This window comes from Streptomyces sp. ICC4 (genome assembly GCF_003287915.1).
Classification (GTDB): domain Bacteria; phylum Actinomycetota; class Actinomycetes; order Streptomycetales; family Streptomycetaceae; genus Streptomyces; species Streptomyces tritrimontium.
The window spans coordinates 4,342,152-4,358,191 of sequence record NZ_CP030286.1; the positions used below are offsets into that span (position 1 = coordinate 4,342,152).

Below are 16,040 nucleotides of genomic sequence, written 5' to 3' on the forward strand. Positions count from 1 at the left end.
CCCCCGTTGAGCGCTAGTGAGCGGTCGGCCGCAGCCGGACCTTGACCTTGACCCGGCCCTGGACGTCGGGCAGCCGGACGGTGAGCCCGTCGGCGTCGAAGTCCGTGTACGGCTTCTCGTCGATGTCGACGGACGCGATCCGCACCGAGCCGGCGGGGAGCAGGTCGGGCGAGACGCGCAGCACGCGGTCGGGCAAGCCGCTCGGGTCGGGCTGGAAGTGGAAGTCCATCTCCCGGCCGTTGACGAGCAGGTTGTTGTAGACGGCGGAGAGGTAGCAGAGCTCCGCGGAGTGGTACATGGACATCGAGTGGCTGCCCTTGAGCCGCTCCGTGCCGAGCAGGTACGGGGTACCGCTGGCGAGCACGTTGAAGTAGACGGCTCCCTCGTCGTGGTCGAGGAAGAAGGTGTTGTAGAAGGACTGCGCCTGCCGCGCCTCGCGCAGGAAGGCGTCGCCGCCGACGGTGCCGTTCAGGATGAGGTAGGCGAGGATCGCCTGCTCCTGCTGCCACCAGGCCTTGCGGTCGTGCCAGGCGAAACGATACGTCTCCTGGTCCCCCTCCTTCACCCGCTCCACCACGTCGTACCAGCCGCCGCGCTGCACGTCGCTGCCGGCGGCCGGCATGATCTCGCCGATCTTGCGGGCGAGCTCCTCGTAGGCCGGCTTGGCCTTCAGCGAGTTCATCCGCATCAGGTTCCAGGCGATCTTGAGGTTGTGGCCGACGACCGCGCGGTTCTGTTGCCAGCTGTGCGCGGTGTCGTGGGACCAGTCGCGGAAGAAGCGCTCCTGGACGAAGGGGCTGTTCTTGTAGTCCGGGAACTTGTCCGCGATGGTGTCGAAGGTGTACTCGAGGAAGTCGGCGTACTTCTGGTCGCCGGTCGCCAGGTACAGGTTGATCAGGTACGCCGGCGCGTGGTCGCCGACCGAGTTCCAGTTCTTGCGCTCCGCGTTCTCCCCGAGGGACTCGTGGTCGGCGCTGAAGAGGATCGGGTCGATGTGCGAGTAGTAGCCGCCCTGCTCCGGGTCCTTGAAGAACTTGTCGAACAGCCGGATGGTGGCGTCCGCGTCGTTCTTGATCCGGACGTCGCCGGTGATCCGGTAGGTCTGGATCGGGCCGGCCAGCGCGTAGATCTGCTCGTACATCGGGATCGCGTCGTAGTCGTCGGAGAACTCCGAGGTGAACAGCTTGCGCTCGCTGTCCCCGTCGACGCTGATGCCGTGGTACCAGAAGACCACGTCCTCCTCGCTGTCCACGACCCGCATGTGCTTGCGCAGGTACTCGGTGCCGCGCTCGGCGACCTCCAGGTACTCGTCCTTGCCGGTCAGCAGGTAGGCCGAGGCCATGCCGTAGACCAGCCGGGAGATCGTGTCGGTCTCCTGGACGTGGCTGGCGGTCTTGTCGCCGCCGAGCCGGATCTCGGTGCGGTACTCGGCGAAGTCCACCGGCCCGTCACCGAACTGCGCCCGCTTGTAGAAGTCGGCCAGCGACTCGATCTGCTTGATCCACCAGCTGGGCTCCTCGAAGCGGAAGTCCTCGGCCCCGCGGCCCAGGAACACCAGGCGCTTGGCCTCGAAGCGGCCGCCGTGCTCGGGGTAGTGGACCCCGTAGACGTAGAGGAACCGGCCCGGCGAGAGCATCTCGTCGATGTGCCCGGAGGCGTCGATGTACGGCTCGTCCAGGTTGCGGACCAGTTCGGCGCTGGGGTCGCCGGCCAGCGAGACGTCGAACGCGCGGCCGTCCGAGGTCTTCAGGCGCAGCAGGCGCGACCCGGAGTCGAAGCGGGTGACGTAGCCGGCGATCGTGTCGGAGAAGGAGAAGCTCACGGCATCCGCCATGTCATACACCGTCCTTGTCGTCGTGGAAGCCCTCATGCGGGTGCTCGTCCTCGAATCCCTGGCTGACCTCGACGATCACCCCGTCGGGATCGCGGACCCACACGGTCCGCCACCCGCAGATGAAGTCGCCGAAGTCCAGTGGCCCCAGGGTCACTTCGGCCGCGTCGCCGAGCGTGGACAGGAAGGCGTCCACGCTGTCGGTCTGGAAGGCCAGGTGGCGCATCCGGCCCGGGGCCGGCGGTCCGTCGTGCAGTGCCGTGCCGGCCGGCTCGGTGCCCGCCCCGAAGAGCTCCAGGTACACGTCCCCCTGGCGCAGGAACACGATCCGGGCGTCCCCGAGGTCGACCACCCGGGCCCGGGTGAAGCCGAAGTACCGGGTGTAGAACTCCTCGGTGGCCTTCTGGTCCACGCAGTTCAGGCCCACGTGCGACCAGCGCATCGTCCCCGCCGCCCGGGTGTACGCCACCCAGGGCGCGGCCAAGGCGGGCAGGGCAGGGTGGGGGCGGCGCTCAGCTCACGCCGAGCTCGCCCAGCAGCCGTTCGCGCAACTGCGCGAACCCGGCGTCGGAGACCGAGCGCGGCCGCTCCAGCCCCACCTCGGTGTCGTAGGCGATGCGGCCCTCGTCCATGACGAGCACGCGGTCGGCCAGCAGCAGCGCCTCGTCGACGTCGTGGGTGACCAGCAGCACCGCGCAGCCGCGCCGCTGCCACAGTTCGGCGACGAGCTGCTGGGCCTTGATCCGGGTCAGGGCGTCCAGCGCACCGAACGGCTCGTCCAGCAGCAGCAGATCGGGCTCGCGCACCAGGGCGCGGGCCAGTGAGGCCCGCTGCGCCTCGCCGCCGGACAGGGTCTTGGGCCAGGCGTCGGTGCGGTGTTCCAGCCCGACCTCCGCCAAGGCCCGTTCCGCGACCTCGCGTTCGGGGCGGCCGGGCAGACCGAGCAGCACGTTGCGCCACACCCGCTTCCACGGCATCAGCCGGGGCGCCTGGAAGGCCACCGCCCGGCGCTCGGGGACGAGCACCCGGCCCTCGATCTCCCGGTCCAGCCCGGCCAGTACCCGCAGCAGCGTGGACTTGCCGCAGCCGCTGCGGCCCAGCAGCGCGGTGAACTCCCCGGCCCGCAGGGTCAGATCGAGCCCGTCGATGACGGGCCGTCCGTCGAAGGCCCGGGTGAGCCCCGCGACCGTGACGGCGGTGTCCGGGATCACTTCCCGGTGAAGGTCGGTCGCCATTGCAGCAGCAGCCTTTCGAGAGCGCGGACGACGAGGTCGGCGGTGAGGCCGAGGAAGGCGTAGACGACGAGGCACACGACGATCACGTCGGTACGGAAGAACTCGCGCGCCTGGTTCATCAGGAACCCGATCCCGGCGTCGGCGTTGATGGACTCCCCGAAGACGAGGGCGAGCCAGGCCGTGGCGAGGGAGTACCGCAGCCCGGTCATGAACCCGGGCAGCGCCCCCGGCAGTACCACGTGCCGGACCAGACCCCAGCGGCCGAGCCCCAACGCCCCGCCCGCTTCGATGAGTTGCTCGTCGACCCCGCGAATGCCGGCGTACACGTTCAGGTACAGGTGGAATGCCGTGCCGAGGGCGATGAGCGCCACCTTCGGCGCCTCTCCGATGCCCATCCAGATGATGAACAGCGGAATGAGGCCGACCCACGGCACCGTGCGCAGCATCTGCACGCTCGCGTCGATCAGGTCCTCGCCGAGCCGGGACAGCCCGGACAGCAGCGCCAGTACCGTGCCCACCGTCCCGCCCAGGACCAGGCCGATCGCCACGCGCTGCAGGGACACGCCCATGGCGGCGGGCAGCGTTCCGTCCCCGATCAGATCGGCCCCGGCCTTCGCGATGGTCAGCGGGGGAGCCAGGGTGTCGACGGGCAACACCCCGAAGCTGCTGGCCAGTTGCCACAGCGCGAGCAGCAGCAGCGGCCCGATGGTGCGCCGTGTCCAGCGGGGCGCGGACCGCCGCCGCGCGGAGGCCGGTACGACGGGCACGAGGGCGGGGGCGCCGCGGGTGCCGGTCTCGGCGGCGGACCCGGATCGGGCTTCGATCGGCTGACTGGATGGTGCTTTAACCGATATGTCCGACGGTGCATGGCTGGTGACGCTCATGAGTGCTCCACGGAAGGGGAGAGGGGCGGGAGGCGGCGCACGCACCCGGTCGAACGCCCCGGCCGACCCCGCGGAGGTGCGGAGGTGCGGAGGTACGGGGAATGACCGGAAGGCCTCAGGGCCTCAGGGCCTCAGGGCTTCAGGGCGTGCGAAAGGGGAGCGCGGAGCGCTCGTGACGTGAAGGGACGCGACCCGAAAGGGGGAAAGGGCGTCAGCAGCCGCGACAACACGCGGCGGAAGCCACCCGCAGCAGGTCGATGTGACCGCGCGTGGTGAGCAGAGCTGAACGCAACATGCGGCGAAACCTAGCCAGCCGCCCGCTCCGGGTCAATGGCGTCTCGCTCACTGGGACTCCGGTCTCCCTTGTCGGGACGCCCTACTTCCCGGGCGCGCGCAGCGTCGCCAGGACCGGGCCGATCGGCTGGAGGGTCAGCCCCGGGAGGACCTTCGCGCGGCCGGGGCCGCTGTCGAGGTGGAAGCGCCGGGCCACGACGGCCAGTACGAGGGCCGCCTCGACCAGGGCGAAGCGGGCGCCCAGACAGGCGCGCGGGCCGCCGCCGAAGGGGAACCAGGCGTGCTCCGGCACCGGCTGCGGGGCGTTCGCGTCCCACCGCTCGGGGAGGAAGGCCTCCGGCTCGGGGAACCAGCGCGCGTCCCGGTGCATCGACCACGGGCTCGCCCACACCGACAGGCCGGCCGGCACCGGGCGGCCGCCGAGCGTCGCACCCTCCTTCGCCACCGCGGAGATCAGCCAGATCGGCGGATAGATCCGCAGCGCCTCCTTGACCACCTGCTGCGTCCAGGGCAGCCGCGCGTAGTCCTCGTACGTCGGCAGCCGGTCGCCCAGCACCCGATCCAGCTCCTCCGTCAGCCGCTCGCGCGCCTCGGGCGCCCCCGAGAGCAGCTGCCAGGCCCAGGTCAGGGTGGTCGAAGTGGTCTCGTGGCCGCCGATGTAGAGGGTGATCGACTCGTCGCGCAGCTCCGTGCGCGACAGCGGCCCGCCGTTCTCGTCGCGGGCCGCGAGCAGCCGGCTCAGCAGGTCCTCGCGCTCCTCGCCGGCCGCCGAGGCCGCCTCGTGCTCCTGGATGACGTGCTCGATCTCCCGGTCGAGGACGGCCACGGCCGCCCGCATCCGCCGCCGGCCCGGAGTGCGCACCCACGGCGGCAGGAACAGGGTCACCCCGCGGAACTCGGCGCTGAGTTCCCGCTGCGCGATGGCCATGGCCGCGCTGATGGGCTCCTCCCGGCCGGCGGCGTCGCTTCCGAACAGGGTGCGCACCGCGATCCGCTGGGTCAGCCCGGCCATCTCCCTGTGCACGTCGATCCGCTCGCCTTCGGCCCAGCCGGAGACCAGCGCGTCGGCGCACTCCACCATCGTGGCCGCGTACGCGCGCACTTGGCGCGGGCGCACCGAGGGCTGGACCAGCGCCCGCTTGCGCCGCCAGTCCTCACCAGTGGCCACGACCACGCCGTTGCCGAGCAACTGGCGGAACGCCCAGCCCAGTTCGGTGGGGTCGAAGGTGGATTCGACGGCGCCGAGCAGCTCGCCCGCGTGCTCGGGAAGGGAGACCAGCACGTTGCGCTGGGGGCCGAGCGCCCAGGGCACCCAGTCCCCGTAGTCGTCGCGCAGCGACTCGAAGAAGGCCAGCGGATCGCGGGCGAAGGCGGGGAGGTTCCCGACCAGGGGCCACCGGCGCGGTCCGCGCTCGGCGCCCGGAGGCAGCTGGGTGGCGGTCACCACGGCATGGTGACAGCGCGGCCTCCAGGGCGCCAGAGCCCCGGCGGCGCCAGAGCCCGGCGGCCCCGGAGCCCCGGCGGCGCCTGAGCTCCGGCGGCCTCAACGCGCAAGGGCTGCGCGGCAGTCAGGCCGCCCGGGGCTCCGCCAGCCAGCCGTACGCGGTGTCCGCGCTGAACTCCGGCTGGCCGGAGGGGAAGAGGAGCCCGGCGGAGGCGAAGGCCGGATCGTCGGCGGTGGCCGCCACGTACGGGACCGCCACGCACCGCATGCCCGCCGCGCGGGCGGCCAGCGCGCCCGGCGCCGCGTCCTCGACGACCACGCAGTCGGCGGGCTCCGCGCCCAGGCGCCGCGCCGCCTCCAGGAACACGTCCGGGGCGGGCTTGCCCTGCGCCACCTCCTCGGCGGAGACCACCGTGGTCAGCAGCGCGTCCAGCCCGGTGCCGGACAGGACCGCGTCGATCGCCTCCAGCGAGGACCCGGAGGCCACCGCCATCGGAACCCCGTCGGCGTGCAGCCGCTCGACGAACCGGCGCATCTCCGGATAGGCGGGGGTGTGGGTGCGGGCCAGCTCCAGGTAGGCGGCGTTCTGCTCGGCCAGCAGCTGTTCCACCGGGGCCTCGATGCCGTGGGCGTCCCGCAGGATCTCCAGCGTCTCCAGGGTGCCGATGCCGATGTACCGGGAGTGCTGCTCCCAGGTGAAATCGGGGACCCCGTGGCGCTCCAGGGTGCGCCGCCCGGACTCGTAGTAGTTCGGCTCGCTGTCCACGAGGGTGCCGTCGAGATCGAATATGACGGAGATCATCCGCTGTGCCCGTCCTGCCGGTGCCTGTCTTGTGCCTGTCCCGACCATCTTGTCAGGGTTTGCGCGCGGCTCGTCCCACGGACTCGACCAGCGGGAGCAGCCGGTGCGCCACCCGCTCGCGCAGCGCGACCTCGGTCCGGGTGCGGACCACCCCCGGGAGCCGGATCAGCCGCTGGATGACGTCCTCCAGATGCGCGTTGTCCCGGGCGGCCACCCGGGTCAGCAGGTCCCCGCCGCCGGTGATGGAGAAGGCCTCGATGATCTCCGGCACCGAGGCCAGCGCGTCACCGACCTCGTCCAGGTGCCCCTGGGTGACCTCGATGTGCACGAAGGCCAGCACCGGGTGGCCGAGCGCCGCGGGGGAGAGGACGGGCCCGGTCGCGGTGATCACGCCGGTGCGCTCCAGCCGCTCGATCCGGGCCTGGAGGGTGCCGCGCGCGACGCCGAGGATCCGGGCGTACTCCCGGACGCTGGTGCGCGGCTGCTCGATCAGCAGGCGCAGGATCCGTGTGTCGAGCTCGTCCACCGCCATGCCCGCGACCCTATCAACGGGCGGGTGGAGAGGCCGGTGGACCGGCCCGGCGCCGTGGCGGCCGAGGCAGGAAGCCGCTGGTGCGCTCCCGGTAGTCCGCGTACCCCGGTCGGTCCGCCATGTGCCGCTCCAGCAGCCGCTTGCCGCTGCCGGCGATCAGCAGGTACGACATCACGAGGGGGGAGACCACCGAGACCGCCAGCGCGCCGCCGGAGGTCCAGGCGGCCAGGGACAGGCCCCACCACACGCAGAAGTCGCCGAAGTAGTTCGGGTGCCGGGTCCACGCCCACAGGCCGCGGTCCATGATCCGCCCCCGGTTCGCGGGGTCCGCCTTGAACCGGGCGAGCTGGTGGTCCCCCACCGCCTCGAAGAGCAGCCCGCCCAGCCACAGGGCCGTGCCCGCCGCCGCCAGGGCGCCGGGCTCCCCGGTCGCGTACGCCGCCGCCTGCACGGGCAGCGAGACCAACCAGACCAGGGCCGCCTGGAGCAGGTAGACCATCCGCAGCGCGTACCGGTTCCGGTTCCCGGGGGCGCGCGCGAGCATCCGCTCGTAGCGCGGGTCCTCGCCGTGTCCCCGGCCGCGCCACGCGATGTGCCCGGCGAGCCGCAGCCCCCACACCACCGCCATGGCGGCCGGCAGCGGGTGCCGGCCGCCCGAGACGGCGTACGTGGCGACCGCGACGGCGGCGAAGCCCAGGCCCCACGCCACGTCCACCCCGCGGTGCCTGCCGAGGCGGACCCCGACCGCGAAGGCGGCCAGCATGACGGCGAGGGCGGCGCCCGCCGAGACGGCCAGGTTCAGGCCGAAGGAGCCCCAGTTCACCGCGGACCGCCCACCGCGGCCGACAGCTGGAACTGGTGCACGTCCAGGTACCCCGAGGCGAATCCCGCCTCGCAGTACGCCAGGTAGAAGGTCCACATCCGCCGGAACGTCTCGTCGAAGCCCAGCGCGGCCACCCGGTCGGCCCGCTCGGCGAACCGCTCCCGCCACAGGCGCAGCGTCTGCGCGTAGTGGCCCCCGTAGGCCTCGCACCGGGTCACGCGCAGCCCCGTGTGCCGCCGCGCCATCTCCTCCACCACCCGCACCGACGGCAGCATCCCGCCGGGGAAGATGTACTTGTGGATCCAGGTGTACGTGTCCCTCGTGGCCAGCATCCGCTCGTGCGGCATGGTGATCGCCTGGAGCGCGACCCGCCCGCCCGGTGCCAGCAGCCGGTCCAGCGTGGCGAAGTACACCGGCCAGTACTCGGCGCCGACCGCCTCGATCATCTCGACGCTCACGATGGCGTCGTAGCGCCCCTCGGCCTCCCGGTAGTCGCAGAGCCGCACCTCGACGCGGTCCGTGAGCCCGGCGGCGGCGATCCGGCGCAGGGCCAGCTCCCGCTGCTCGCGCGAGAGGGTCAGGGTCAGGACGCGGGCCCCGCGCCGGGCGGCCCGGACGGCCAGCTCGCCCCAGCCCGTGCCGATCTCCAGGAGACGGGTCCCGGGTCCGACGCCCGCCAGGTCCAGCAGCATGTCGATCTTGCGCTGCTGGGCCTCGGCGAGCTGGTCGGGCCCGGCGGGCAAGGAGCGGAACACCGCGGAGGAGTAGGTCATCGTCGGGTCGAGGAACTGCGCGAAGAGCTCGTTCGACAGGTCGTAGTGGCGCCGGACGTTCGTCCGCGAGCCGTCCGGGGTGTTGCGGTCCGCCGCCGGGTGGCGCGCCGCCCACAAGCCGCGCAGCCGCTGCAGCGGAGCCGGGACCAGCGCCGTCACGTGCCCGGCCAGTACCGTCAGCACGGCGACCGGGTCGCGGGCGTCCCACTCCCCGGCCAGGTACGACTCGCCGAAGCCGATCAGACCCTCGGCCGCGATCCGGCGCTCGAAGGCGGCCGGGTCGTGGACCGCCATCGCCGGACCGCCCCGCCCCAGGGTGCCGTCGGGCCCCATCCGGACCTGGAGCGGCAGCCGGTCCAGGGCCCGGCGGATCAGCAGCCGCCCGACGGCGGCCCTGGTCCGGGAGCAGGGCGGCACGGCCGGGGCGATGAGGGCGGTCGGGGAGTTCACGGTGGTCACTTCAGGCCCTCCTGGGGGACGTGTCGGGGACGCGGCCGCACCGGCAGACCGCGCAGCCACAGACGGATGCCGTGGACGCGGATCGCCACGGAGACGGCGGCCGTGGACCAGGGATGGCGCAGCGCGGCGCGCAGCACCCCGCGGGCTCCGGCGGGGCGGCGCACGCCGCGCACGGTCGCGGTCAGCCCGGTCCCGTCCGACGTGCCCGCCAGCCGGACGCTCAGGGCGAGGCGCTCGCCCGGTTCCGGCAGCCGCATCCGGTACTCGCCCTCCACGGCCAGGAAGGGCGAGACGTGGAACTCCTTGGGGGTACCGGCGCCGCCACCGGGCCCCGGGCCGTCCCGCGGGCCCCGCGCGCGGGCGGTCTCCGGGGAGAGCAGGTAGCAGTGGCGCTCGCCGTACGTGTTGTGCACCTCGGCGACCACGTGGCGCAGGGAGCCGTCCGGGCCGTGGCACCAGTACACGCTCAGCGGGTTGAAGACGTGGCCCAGCACGCGGGCGTGCGCCAGCATCACCACCCGCGAGCCGGGCGGCAGGCCCGCTCCGCGCGCCGCGAGGAAGGAGTCGAGCCCCGCCCTGATCGAGGGCGCGCCGCCCCCGAAGTGGTCCCGCGCGTCGAAACGGGCGAGCGGGCGCAACAGCCGGGGCAGCCGCGGCAGTCCGTCCAGATCCACCAGCCACACGTACGTGCGGTGGCGCAGCCGGTGGCGGCCGCGACCCGAGCGGACGTGCCGGATGTCGGCCTCGTAGAGGCAGGGCGCCGTCACCACCCCACCCCCAGCGCGGCGGCCGCCTCCACGCCCGAGCGGCAGCCGTCCTCGTGGAAACCCCACCCGTGGTACGCGCCGGCGAAGGCCGTCACGGGCCCCGACAGCGCCGGCAGCAGCCGCTGCGCCGCCACCGACTCCACGGTGTGGACGGGGTGTTCGTAGTCCATCTCGGCCAGCACCAGCTCCGGCCGCACCCGGTCGCCGGCGTTCAGCGAGACGACGTACCGCTCCGGCCCGTCCAGCCCCTGGAGCCGGTTCATGTCGTAGCTGACCCGGACGTGCGCGTCGTCCGGACGGCACCCCGACAGCCGGTAGTTCCAGCAGCCCCGCGCCCCCGGCGCACTCGGCAGCACCGAGGCGTCCGTGTGCAGGACGGTCCGGTTGCGGGAGTAGCCGAAGGCGCCCAGCACGGCCCGTTCCCGGTCCGTCGGATCGGCCAGCAGGCGCAGCGCCTGATCGGCGTGGACGGCGAGGACCACCGAGTCGTACAGGCCGGTCGCCCCGCCCGCGGTGGTCACGGCCACGCTGCCCGCGCCGCGCGCGATCCGGCGCACCGGCGCCGCCGCGTACACGGTGTCCAGCCGCTCGCGCACCCGCTCCACGTAGCGCGCCGAGCCGCCCTCGACCGTACGCCAGCGCGGAGAGCCGCCCACCGACAGCAGTCCGTGGTGCTCCAGGAAGCGGAACAGGTACCGCGCGGGGTGCGCCAGCGCCGTGTCCGGCGGGCACGACCACACCGAGGCCACCAGCGGGATCGCGAAGTGCGCGGTGAAGTAGGGCCCGAAGCGGCCCCGCCGCAGGAACTCGGCCAGCGTCGGCTCGTACGGATCCCCGTGCGCGGAGCGCGCGGCGGCGGCCGGGTCCGCGGGGTCCGCGGGGTCCGCGGGGTCCGGGGGGTCCGCCGCCGCCGCGCGGTACGCCGGGTCCGCGCCGGCCAGCAGCCTCCGCGCCCGCCGGTGGAACACCGGGATCTGTGCCAGCATCCGCAGGTACGCCGGGTTCACGGCGGACCGGGGCCGGGCGAACAGCCCGCGCGGCCCGCGCGCCCCCGCGTACTGGAGCCCGCACCCCTCGCACAGCACGGACAGGCTCATCGTCGTCGGCCGGGTGGCCACCCCCAGCTCGTCGAAGAGCCGCAGCAGATGCGGGTAGGTCCGGTCGTTGTGGACGATGAACCCGGAATCCACCGCCCGCACCCGCCCGTCCGACCCCTTCAGCTCGTGGGTGTGGGCGTGCCCGCCCAGCCGGTCCTCCGCCTCGTACAGGGTCACCTCGTGCGAGCGCGCCAGCACGTACGCCGCCGTCAGCCCCGAAACGCCCCCGCCGATCACGGCCGTACGCGGCCGCGGCCGCGGCCGTCCTCGTCCGGTCATCGTGTTCCTCCCTCGCTCACTCCTCCTTCGGAGCCGAGGGGGGTCTTGGATGTGCCGAACGGCGGAATCCCGCATCCGGTGCGGCGCGCCCCGGGGAAGGGGAAGCGCGGGGGCACAATCGGCACGGGGCGGGCCACGAGGAGCGGAGAGAGCCATGACGGGCAAGAACTGCCTGGTCACCGGAGCCACCGGCTATATCGGCGGCCGACTGGTGCCGGAACTCCTCGACGCCGGACACCGCGTCCGCTGCCTGGCCCGCGCTCCGGAGAAGCTGCGCGACCACCCCTGGGCCGGACGCGCCGAGGTGGTCCGTGGCGACGTCACCGATCCGCGGTCCGTGGCCGCCGCGATGTCCGGCATCGACGTCGCCTACTACCTCGTGCACGCCCTGGGCGCCGGACCCGGCTTCGAGGAACGCGACCGGGACGCCGCCCGGACCTTCGCGGAGCAGGCCCGTGCCGCCGGGGTCCGCCGCATCGTCTACCTCGGCGGACTCACCCCCGCCGCCGTCCCCGGCCGCGCCCTCTCCCCGCACCTGCGCTCCCGCGCCGAAGTCGGCGAGATCTTCCTCGCCGGAGCCGTCCCGGCGACCGTCCTGCGCGCGGCCGTCGTGATCGGATCGGGCTCGGCCTCCTTCGAGATGCTCCGCTACCTGACCGAGCGGCTGCCCGTCATGGTCACCCCCAGCTGGGTCGGCACCCGCTGCCAGCCCATCGCCGTCCGCGACGTGCTGCGCTACCTCGTCGGCAGCGCGGGCATGGCGCCCGAGGTCGACCGGGCCTTCGACATCGGCGGGCCCGACGTGGTCACGTACGAGCAGATGATGCGCCGCTACGCCGCCGTCGCCGGGCTGCCCCCGCGCCTCATCCTGAGGGTGCCGATGCTGACCCCCCGCCTGTCCAGCCACTGGATCGGCCTCGTCACCCCCGTGCCGAGGGCGCTGGCCCGCCCGCTCGCCGAATCCCTGCGGCACGAGGTGGTCTGCGCCGAGCACGACATCGCCGCGCACGTCCCGGACCCGCCGGGCGCCCCCATCGGCCTCGACGAGGCGCTCGCGCTGGCACTCCAGCGGATCCGGGAGGCCAAGGTGACCACCCGCTGGTCCTCGGCCTCGGTGCCGGGAGCACCGAGCGACCCGCTGCCCACCGACCCCGACTGGGCGGGCGGCAGCCTCTACACCGACCGGCGGGAGCTCGCCGTCGACGCCCCGCCCGAAGCGCTGTGGCGGGTGGTGGAAGGCATCGGCGGGGAGAACGGCTGGTACTCCTTCCCCCTGGCCTGGGCCGTACGGGGCTGGCTGGACCGGCTCGTCGGCGGGGTCGGCATCCGCCGCGGGCGCCGCGACGCGGACCGGCTGCGCGTGGGGGACTCCCTCGACTTCTGGCGGGTCGAGGAGATCGTCCCGGGCCGGCTGCTGCGCCTGCGCGCGGAGATGCGGCTGCCCGGACTGGCCTGGCTCGAACTCCACGCGGACCCGCCGTCCCCGGCGGGCGCGGGCTCCCGCTACCGGCAGCGGGCGCTGTTCCACCCGCGCGGCCTGCTGGGCCACCTGTACTGGTGGAGCGTGTCCCCGTTCCACGCCGTCGTCTTCGGCGGCATGGCCCGCAACATCGCCCGCGCGGCGGAGCGCCACGCGGACACCCCGTAGGAGCCGGCACCGCGCAAGGCGACACCGCGCAAGGCGACACCGCGCGAGGGCCGGCATCCGGACGAGACGGCCCGGACGAGACGGCACCCGGACGAGACGGCCCGGATCGCATCCGGGCCGGGGGCCGCGGGCGAATCACTTGTGAAGAACCGTCCCCCACCCCTCTGCGGAGCGAGCCCCATGAACGTCGCGGTGGTCCTCTACACGTCCGACTTGCGGCTGCACGACCATCCGCCGATGCGCGCCGCCCTGTCCTCCTGCGGCCGGGTGGTCCCGCTCTTCGTGCGCGACCCCGCGGTCGCGGCGCCGCCCAACCGGCTGGCCTTCCTCGCCGACTGCCTCGCCGACCTCGACGCGGGTCTGCGCGCCCGGGGCGGCCGCCTCGTCGTCCGCTCCGGCGACACCGTCGCCGCGACCGCCGCCCTCGTACGGCAGGCCGACGCCGACGAGGTGCACATGGCCGCCGGTGTCAGCACCTTCGCCCACGCCCGCGAGGAGAGGCTGCGGGCCGCCCTCGAAGCCGAAGGCCGGCGGCTCTACGTGCACGACGCCGTGATCACCGCCGTGGCCCCCGGAGCCGTCCTCCCGGCCGGCCGCTCCGACCACTTCGCCGTCTTCACCCCCTACCACCGCCGCTGGGAGCAGCAGCCGCTGCGCGCCGCCGCCCCGGCCCCGCGCGCGATCCGGGTACCGGCCGCCGTCTCCTCGGAGCCGCTGCCCGAGCGCGCCGCCGTCACCGACACCTCCCCGGGCCTCGCCCCCGGCGGCGAGCACGAGGCGCGCCGGCTGCTGGCCGGCTGGCTGCGCCCCGGCATCTCCCGCTACGCCGAGACGCACGACGACCTCGCCGGGGACGCCACCTCCCGGCTCTCCCCGCACCTGCACTTCGGCACGCTGTCGGCCACCGAGGCCGTCCACCGGGCCCGCGCGGCCGGCGGGCCCGGCGCGGACGCCTTCGTACGCCAGTTGTGCTGGCGCGACTTCCACCACCAGGTGCTCGCCGCCCGGCCCGGCGCGGCCGCCCGGGACTACCGTCCCCGCCACGACCGGTGGCGCACCGGACCCGCCGCCGACGAAGAGGTCCAGGCCTGGAAGGACGGCCGCACCGGCTACCCGGTGGTCGACGCGGCCATGCGCCAACTGGCCCACGAGGGCTGGATGCACAACCGGGGCCGGCTGCTCGCCGCGAGCTTCCTCGCCAAGACCCTGTACGTCGACTGGCGCGTCGGCGCCCGCCACTTCATGGACCTCCTCGTGGACGGGGACCTCGCCAACAACCAGCTCAACTGGCAATGGGTGGCGGGCACGGGCACCGACTCCCGCCCCAACCGGGTCCTCAACCCGGTCCGCCAGGGCCTGCGTTACGACCCCACCGGCGCCTACGTGCACCGCTGGGTCCCCGGGCTCGCCGGACTCCCCGCGCCGCGCGTGCACGGGCCCTGGCGGCTGGGGGGACTGGAGCGGGCCCGCTACGACTACCCCGACCCGGTGGTCGAACTCGCCGACGGCCTCGACCGCTTCCGCAGGGGCCGGTCGGGATGACGGCCCCCGGCCCCGCCGCGCCGTACGGTGGACGGGTGGAGCCCGACCCCCCGCAGCCCCCGCCCGCCGCGCTCGCCACCGGAGCCGTCGCCCGGCACCTCGGGGTCTCCCCGACCACGCTGCGCTCGTGGGAGCGGCGCTACGCCCTCGGCCCGGCCCGCCGCGAAGACGGCCGGCACCGGCGCTGGACCCCCGGGGACGTCGCCCGCCTGGAGCTGATGTGCCGCCTCACCGCCCAGGGCGTGCCCCCGTCCGAAGCCGCCCGGGTCGCGCGGGGCACGCCGGCCGCCGCCCCCGCCGGGCCGTCGGGCGCCGCCACACCGGGCGGGCCCCGTGCGCTGCGCCTCGGGGACGTCCGCCCGGAGTGCCGGGGGCTCGCGCGGGCCGCCGTACGACTGGACGCGCCCGCCGTGGAGGACCTGCTGGCCGCGACCCTCGCGGAGCTGGGCCTGCTCACCGCCTGGGAGGAGGTCATCGCGCCGACCCTGCACGCGGTCGGCCGCAAGTGGGCCTCCGCCGGGGAGCGTTACGTCGAAGTGGAGCACCTGCTGTCCTGGCACGTCTCCTCCGCCCTGCGCCGGATCCGCCCCGCTCCGGAGCGCCTCCCGGCCCCGCCCGTGCTCCTGGCCTGCGCGCCGGGGGAGCAGCACAGCCTGCCGATGGAGGCGTTGACCGCGGCCCTCGGCGAACGGGCCCTGCCGGTCCGGATGTTCGGCCCGGCCCTGCCCTCGGACGCCCTGCACGAGGCCGTGCGGCGGACCGGCCCGCGGGCCGTCGTCCTGTGGGCGCAGTCCCGTACGACCGCGGACGCGTCCCTGGCCAGGTCGGTCGCGGGCATCGAGTGGGGGCCGCGCGGCGCCCGGGGACACTCGGCGCTGCTGCTCGCCGGGCCGGGCTGGTCCGCCGGATCGGCGTCCGCGTCCGCGTCCGCCGCGCCGCTCCCGCGCACCGAGCGGCTGTTCGGGCTCCGCTCGGGGGTGGCCGTCATCGAAGCGGTTGCGGCGGGCCGGTTTCCATCGACTGCCGCAGGACGTGGAGCGCCCGCCGCATATGGCTCTTGACGGTGCCGAGCGGGAGCCCGGTGCGGTCCGCGATCTGCGACTGGGTCAGGTCCGCGTAGAAGGCGAGCCGCAGCACCCGCTGCTGCGCCGACGGCAGCCGGGCCAGCTCACCGAGCACCAGCACCCGCTCCACGGCCCGCTCCGGCCCCGGCTCCGCCTCGCACCGGGCCTGGGCGCAGACGCGCGCGGCGGCCTCGGCCGCCCGGGCCCGCCGGGTCCGCGCCTCCAGGGCGTCGGCCACCTTGTGCCGGGTGATGCCGGTCAGCCACGCCCCGAAGCCGCCCGGTCCGGGCCGGTAGCCGCGGCGGCCCCGCCAGGCGGCGAGGAAGACCTGCTGCGTCACGTCCTCGGCCTCCCGCTCGTCGCCGAGCGAGCGCCGGGCGAGCGCGTGCACCAGCGGCCGCCAGCGGCGGTAGACCGCGGCCACGCACTCCTCGTCGCCGGCCGCGAAACCCGCCGCGACGCGTGTGTCGGCCGGCGCGCCGGACCCCGGTTCGGTGGATGCGACGGGCCGCTCGTCGTCCTGGTCGTCCATGCCCCGAGCCTCGCGAGAGCGGACGCCCCGGCCA

16 protein-coding genes are annotated in these 16,040 nt (G+C 74.5%); 3 read left to right on the forward strand and 13 right to left on the reverse strand.

From position 1 onward, the window contains the following. Window positions 1-13: 13 nt before the first annotated feature. From DRB89_RS20135 to DRB89_RS20185, 12 genes are all read right to left on the reverse strand, one after another. Entirely contained in the window at window positions 14-1,834 is a 1,821-nt protein-coding gene (locus DRB89_RS20135) for an AGE family epimerase/isomerase (RefSeq protein WP_112448567.1), read from the reverse strand. 1 nt (window position 1,835) lies between these two features. After that, entirely contained in the window at window positions 1,836-2,315 is a 480-nt protein-coding gene (locus DRB89_RS20140) for a VOC family protein (RefSeq protein WP_343234826.1), read from the reverse strand. Window positions 2,316-2,343: 28 nt separating this feature from the next. After that, entirely contained in the window at window positions 2,344-3,066 is a 723-nt protein-coding gene (locus DRB89_RS20145; protein WP_112463366.1) for an ABC transporter ATP-binding protein, read from the reverse strand. Further along, window positions 3,039-3,950, reverse strand: a complete 912-nt coding sequence (locus DRB89_RS20150; protein WP_112449682.1) for an ABC transporter permease — start codon at window positions 3,948-3,950, stop codon at window positions 3,039-3,041. The genes DRB89_RS20145 and DRB89_RS20150 overlap by 28 nt, the downstream gene beginning before the upstream one ends. Before the next feature lie 211 nt (window positions 3,951-4,161). Further along, window positions 4,162-4,245 carry a putative leader peptide gene (locus tag DRB89_RS46350; RefSeq protein WP_343234701.1) on the reverse strand — a complete coding sequence of 28 codons (84 nt, stop codon included), beginning with the start codon at window positions 4,243-4,245 and terminating at the stop codon, window positions 4,162-4,164. An 81-nt stretch (window positions 4,246-4,326) separates the two neighbouring features. Then, complete coding sequence (locus tag DRB89_RS20155) at window positions 4,327-5,688, reverse strand: cytochrome P450 (RefSeq protein WP_239516246.1); 1,362 nt, start codon at window positions 5,686-5,688, stop codon at window positions 4,327-4,329. A gap of 124 nt (window positions 5,689-5,812) precedes the next feature. Continuing rightward, complete coding sequence (locus DRB89_RS20160) at window positions 5,813-6,490, reverse strand: HAD family phosphatase (RefSeq protein ID WP_112449684.1); 678 nt, start codon at window positions 6,488-6,490, stop codon at window positions 5,813-5,815. Between the two features lie 52 nt (window positions 6,491-6,542). Continuing rightward, entirely contained in the window at window positions 6,543-7,022 is a 480-nt protein-coding gene (locus DRB89_RS20165) for an Lrp/AsnC family transcriptional regulator (protein ID WP_112449685.1), read from the reverse strand. Between the two features lie 13 nt (window positions 7,023-7,035). Then, window positions 7,036-7,785, reverse strand: coding sequence for a DUF1295 domain-containing protein (locus DRB89_RS20170; protein ID WP_112453583.1), 750 nt, complete (start codon window positions 7,783-7,785; stop codon window positions 7,036-7,038). 56 nt (window positions 7,786-7,841) lie between these two features. Further along, window positions 7,842-9,077, reverse strand: a complete 1,236-nt coding sequence (locus DRB89_RS20175) for a cyclopropane-fatty-acyl-phospholipid synthase family protein (RefSeq protein WP_239516247.1) — start codon at window positions 9,075-9,077, stop codon at window positions 7,842-7,844. After that, window positions 9,074-9,844, reverse strand: a complete 771-nt coding sequence (locus DRB89_RS20180; protein WP_239516248.1) for a DUF1365 domain-containing protein — start codon at window positions 9,842-9,844, stop codon at window positions 9,074-9,076. Before DRB89_RS20180 ends, DRB89_RS20175 begins: the two co-directional genes overlap by 4 nt. Beyond that, window positions 9,841-11,220 (reverse strand): FAD-dependent oxidoreductase, encoded by a 1,380-nt coding sequence (locus DRB89_RS20185; RefSeq protein WP_112463367.1) that lies wholly within the window; start codon window positions 11,218-11,220, stop codon window positions 9,841-9,843. Before DRB89_RS20185 ends, DRB89_RS20180 begins: the two co-directional genes overlap by 4 nt. 154 nt (window positions 11,221-11,374) lie before the next feature. Here DRB89_RS20185 and DRB89_RS20190 point away from each other — a divergent pair, with 154 nt between their 5' ends. The 3 genes from DRB89_RS20190 (at window position 11,375) to DRB89_RS20200 (ending at window position 15,471) form a co-directional block, all read left to right on the forward strand. Next, window positions 11,375-12,868: an SDR family oxidoreductase gene (locus tag DRB89_RS20190; RefSeq protein WP_112449688.1), complete on the forward strand. Its 1,494-nt coding sequence runs from the start codon at window positions 11,375-11,377 to the stop codon at window positions 12,866-12,868. A gap of 180 nt (window positions 12,869-13,048) precedes the next feature. Then, window positions 13,049-14,410: a deoxyribodipyrimidine photo-lyase gene (locus tag DRB89_RS20195; protein WP_112463368.1), complete on the forward strand. Its 1,362-nt coding sequence runs from the start codon at window positions 13,049-13,051 to the stop codon at window positions 14,408-14,410. A gap of 35 nt (window positions 14,411-14,445) precedes the next feature. After that, entirely contained in the window at window positions 14,446-15,471 is a 1,026-nt protein-coding gene (locus tag DRB89_RS20200) for a MerR family transcriptional regulator (RefSeq protein WP_239516249.1), read from the forward strand. Here the strand turns inward: DRB89_RS20200 and DRB89_RS20205 are convergent. Further along, on the reverse strand, window positions 15,395-16,006 hold the full coding sequence (locus tag DRB89_RS20205) for a sigma-70 family RNA polymerase sigma factor (protein WP_112463370.1): 612 nt from the start codon (window positions 16,004-16,006) through the stop codon (window positions 15,395-15,397). The genes DRB89_RS20200 and DRB89_RS20205 overlap by 77 nt on opposite strands. Window positions 16,007-16,040: the final 34 nt, after the last annotated feature.

Coding starts and splice junctions, on each gene's coding strand:
- DRB89_RS20185 (WP_112463367.1), bottom strand. CDS start 11,220: ATGACCGGACGAGGACGGCCGCGGCCGCGGCCGCGTACGGCCGTGATC.
- DRB89_RS20160 (WP_112449684.1), bottom strand. CDS start 6,490: ATGATCTCCGTCATATTCGATCTCGACGGCACCCTCGTGGACAGCGAG.
- DRB89_RS20150 (WP_112449682.1), bottom strand. CDS start 3,950: ATGAGCGTCACCAGCCATGCACCGTCGGACATATCGGTTAAAGCACCA.
- DRB89_RS20135 (WP_112448567.1), bottom strand. CDS start 1,834: ATGGCGGATGCCGTGAGCTTCTCCTTCTCCGACACGATCGCCGGCTAC.
- DRB89_RS20145 (WP_112463366.1), bottom strand. CDS start 3,066: ATGGCGACCGACCTTCACCGGGAAGTGATCCCGGACACCGCCGTCACG.
- DRB89_RS20165 (WP_112449685.1), bottom strand. CDS start 7,022: ATGGCGGTGGACGAGCTCGACACACGGATCCTGCGCCTGCTGATCGAG.
- DRB89_RS46350 (WP_343234701.1), bottom strand. CDS start 4,245: ATGTTGCGTTCAGCTCTGCTCACCACGCGCGGTCACATCGACCTGCTG.
- DRB89_RS20195 (WP_112463368.1), top strand. CDS start 13,049: ATGAACGTCGCGGTGGTCCTCTACACGTCCGACTTGCGGCTGCACGAC.
- DRB89_RS20205 (WP_112463370.1), bottom strand. CDS start 16,006: ATGGACGACCAGGACGACGAGCGGCCCGTCGCATCCACCGAACCGGGG.
- DRB89_RS20170 (WP_112453583.1), bottom strand. CDS start 7,785: ATGCTGGCCGCCTTCGCGGTCGGGGTCCGCCTCGGCAGGCACCGCGGG.
- DRB89_RS20190 (WP_112449688.1), top strand. CDS start 11,375: ATGACGGGCAAGAACTGCCTGGTCACCGGAGCCACCGGCTATATCGGC.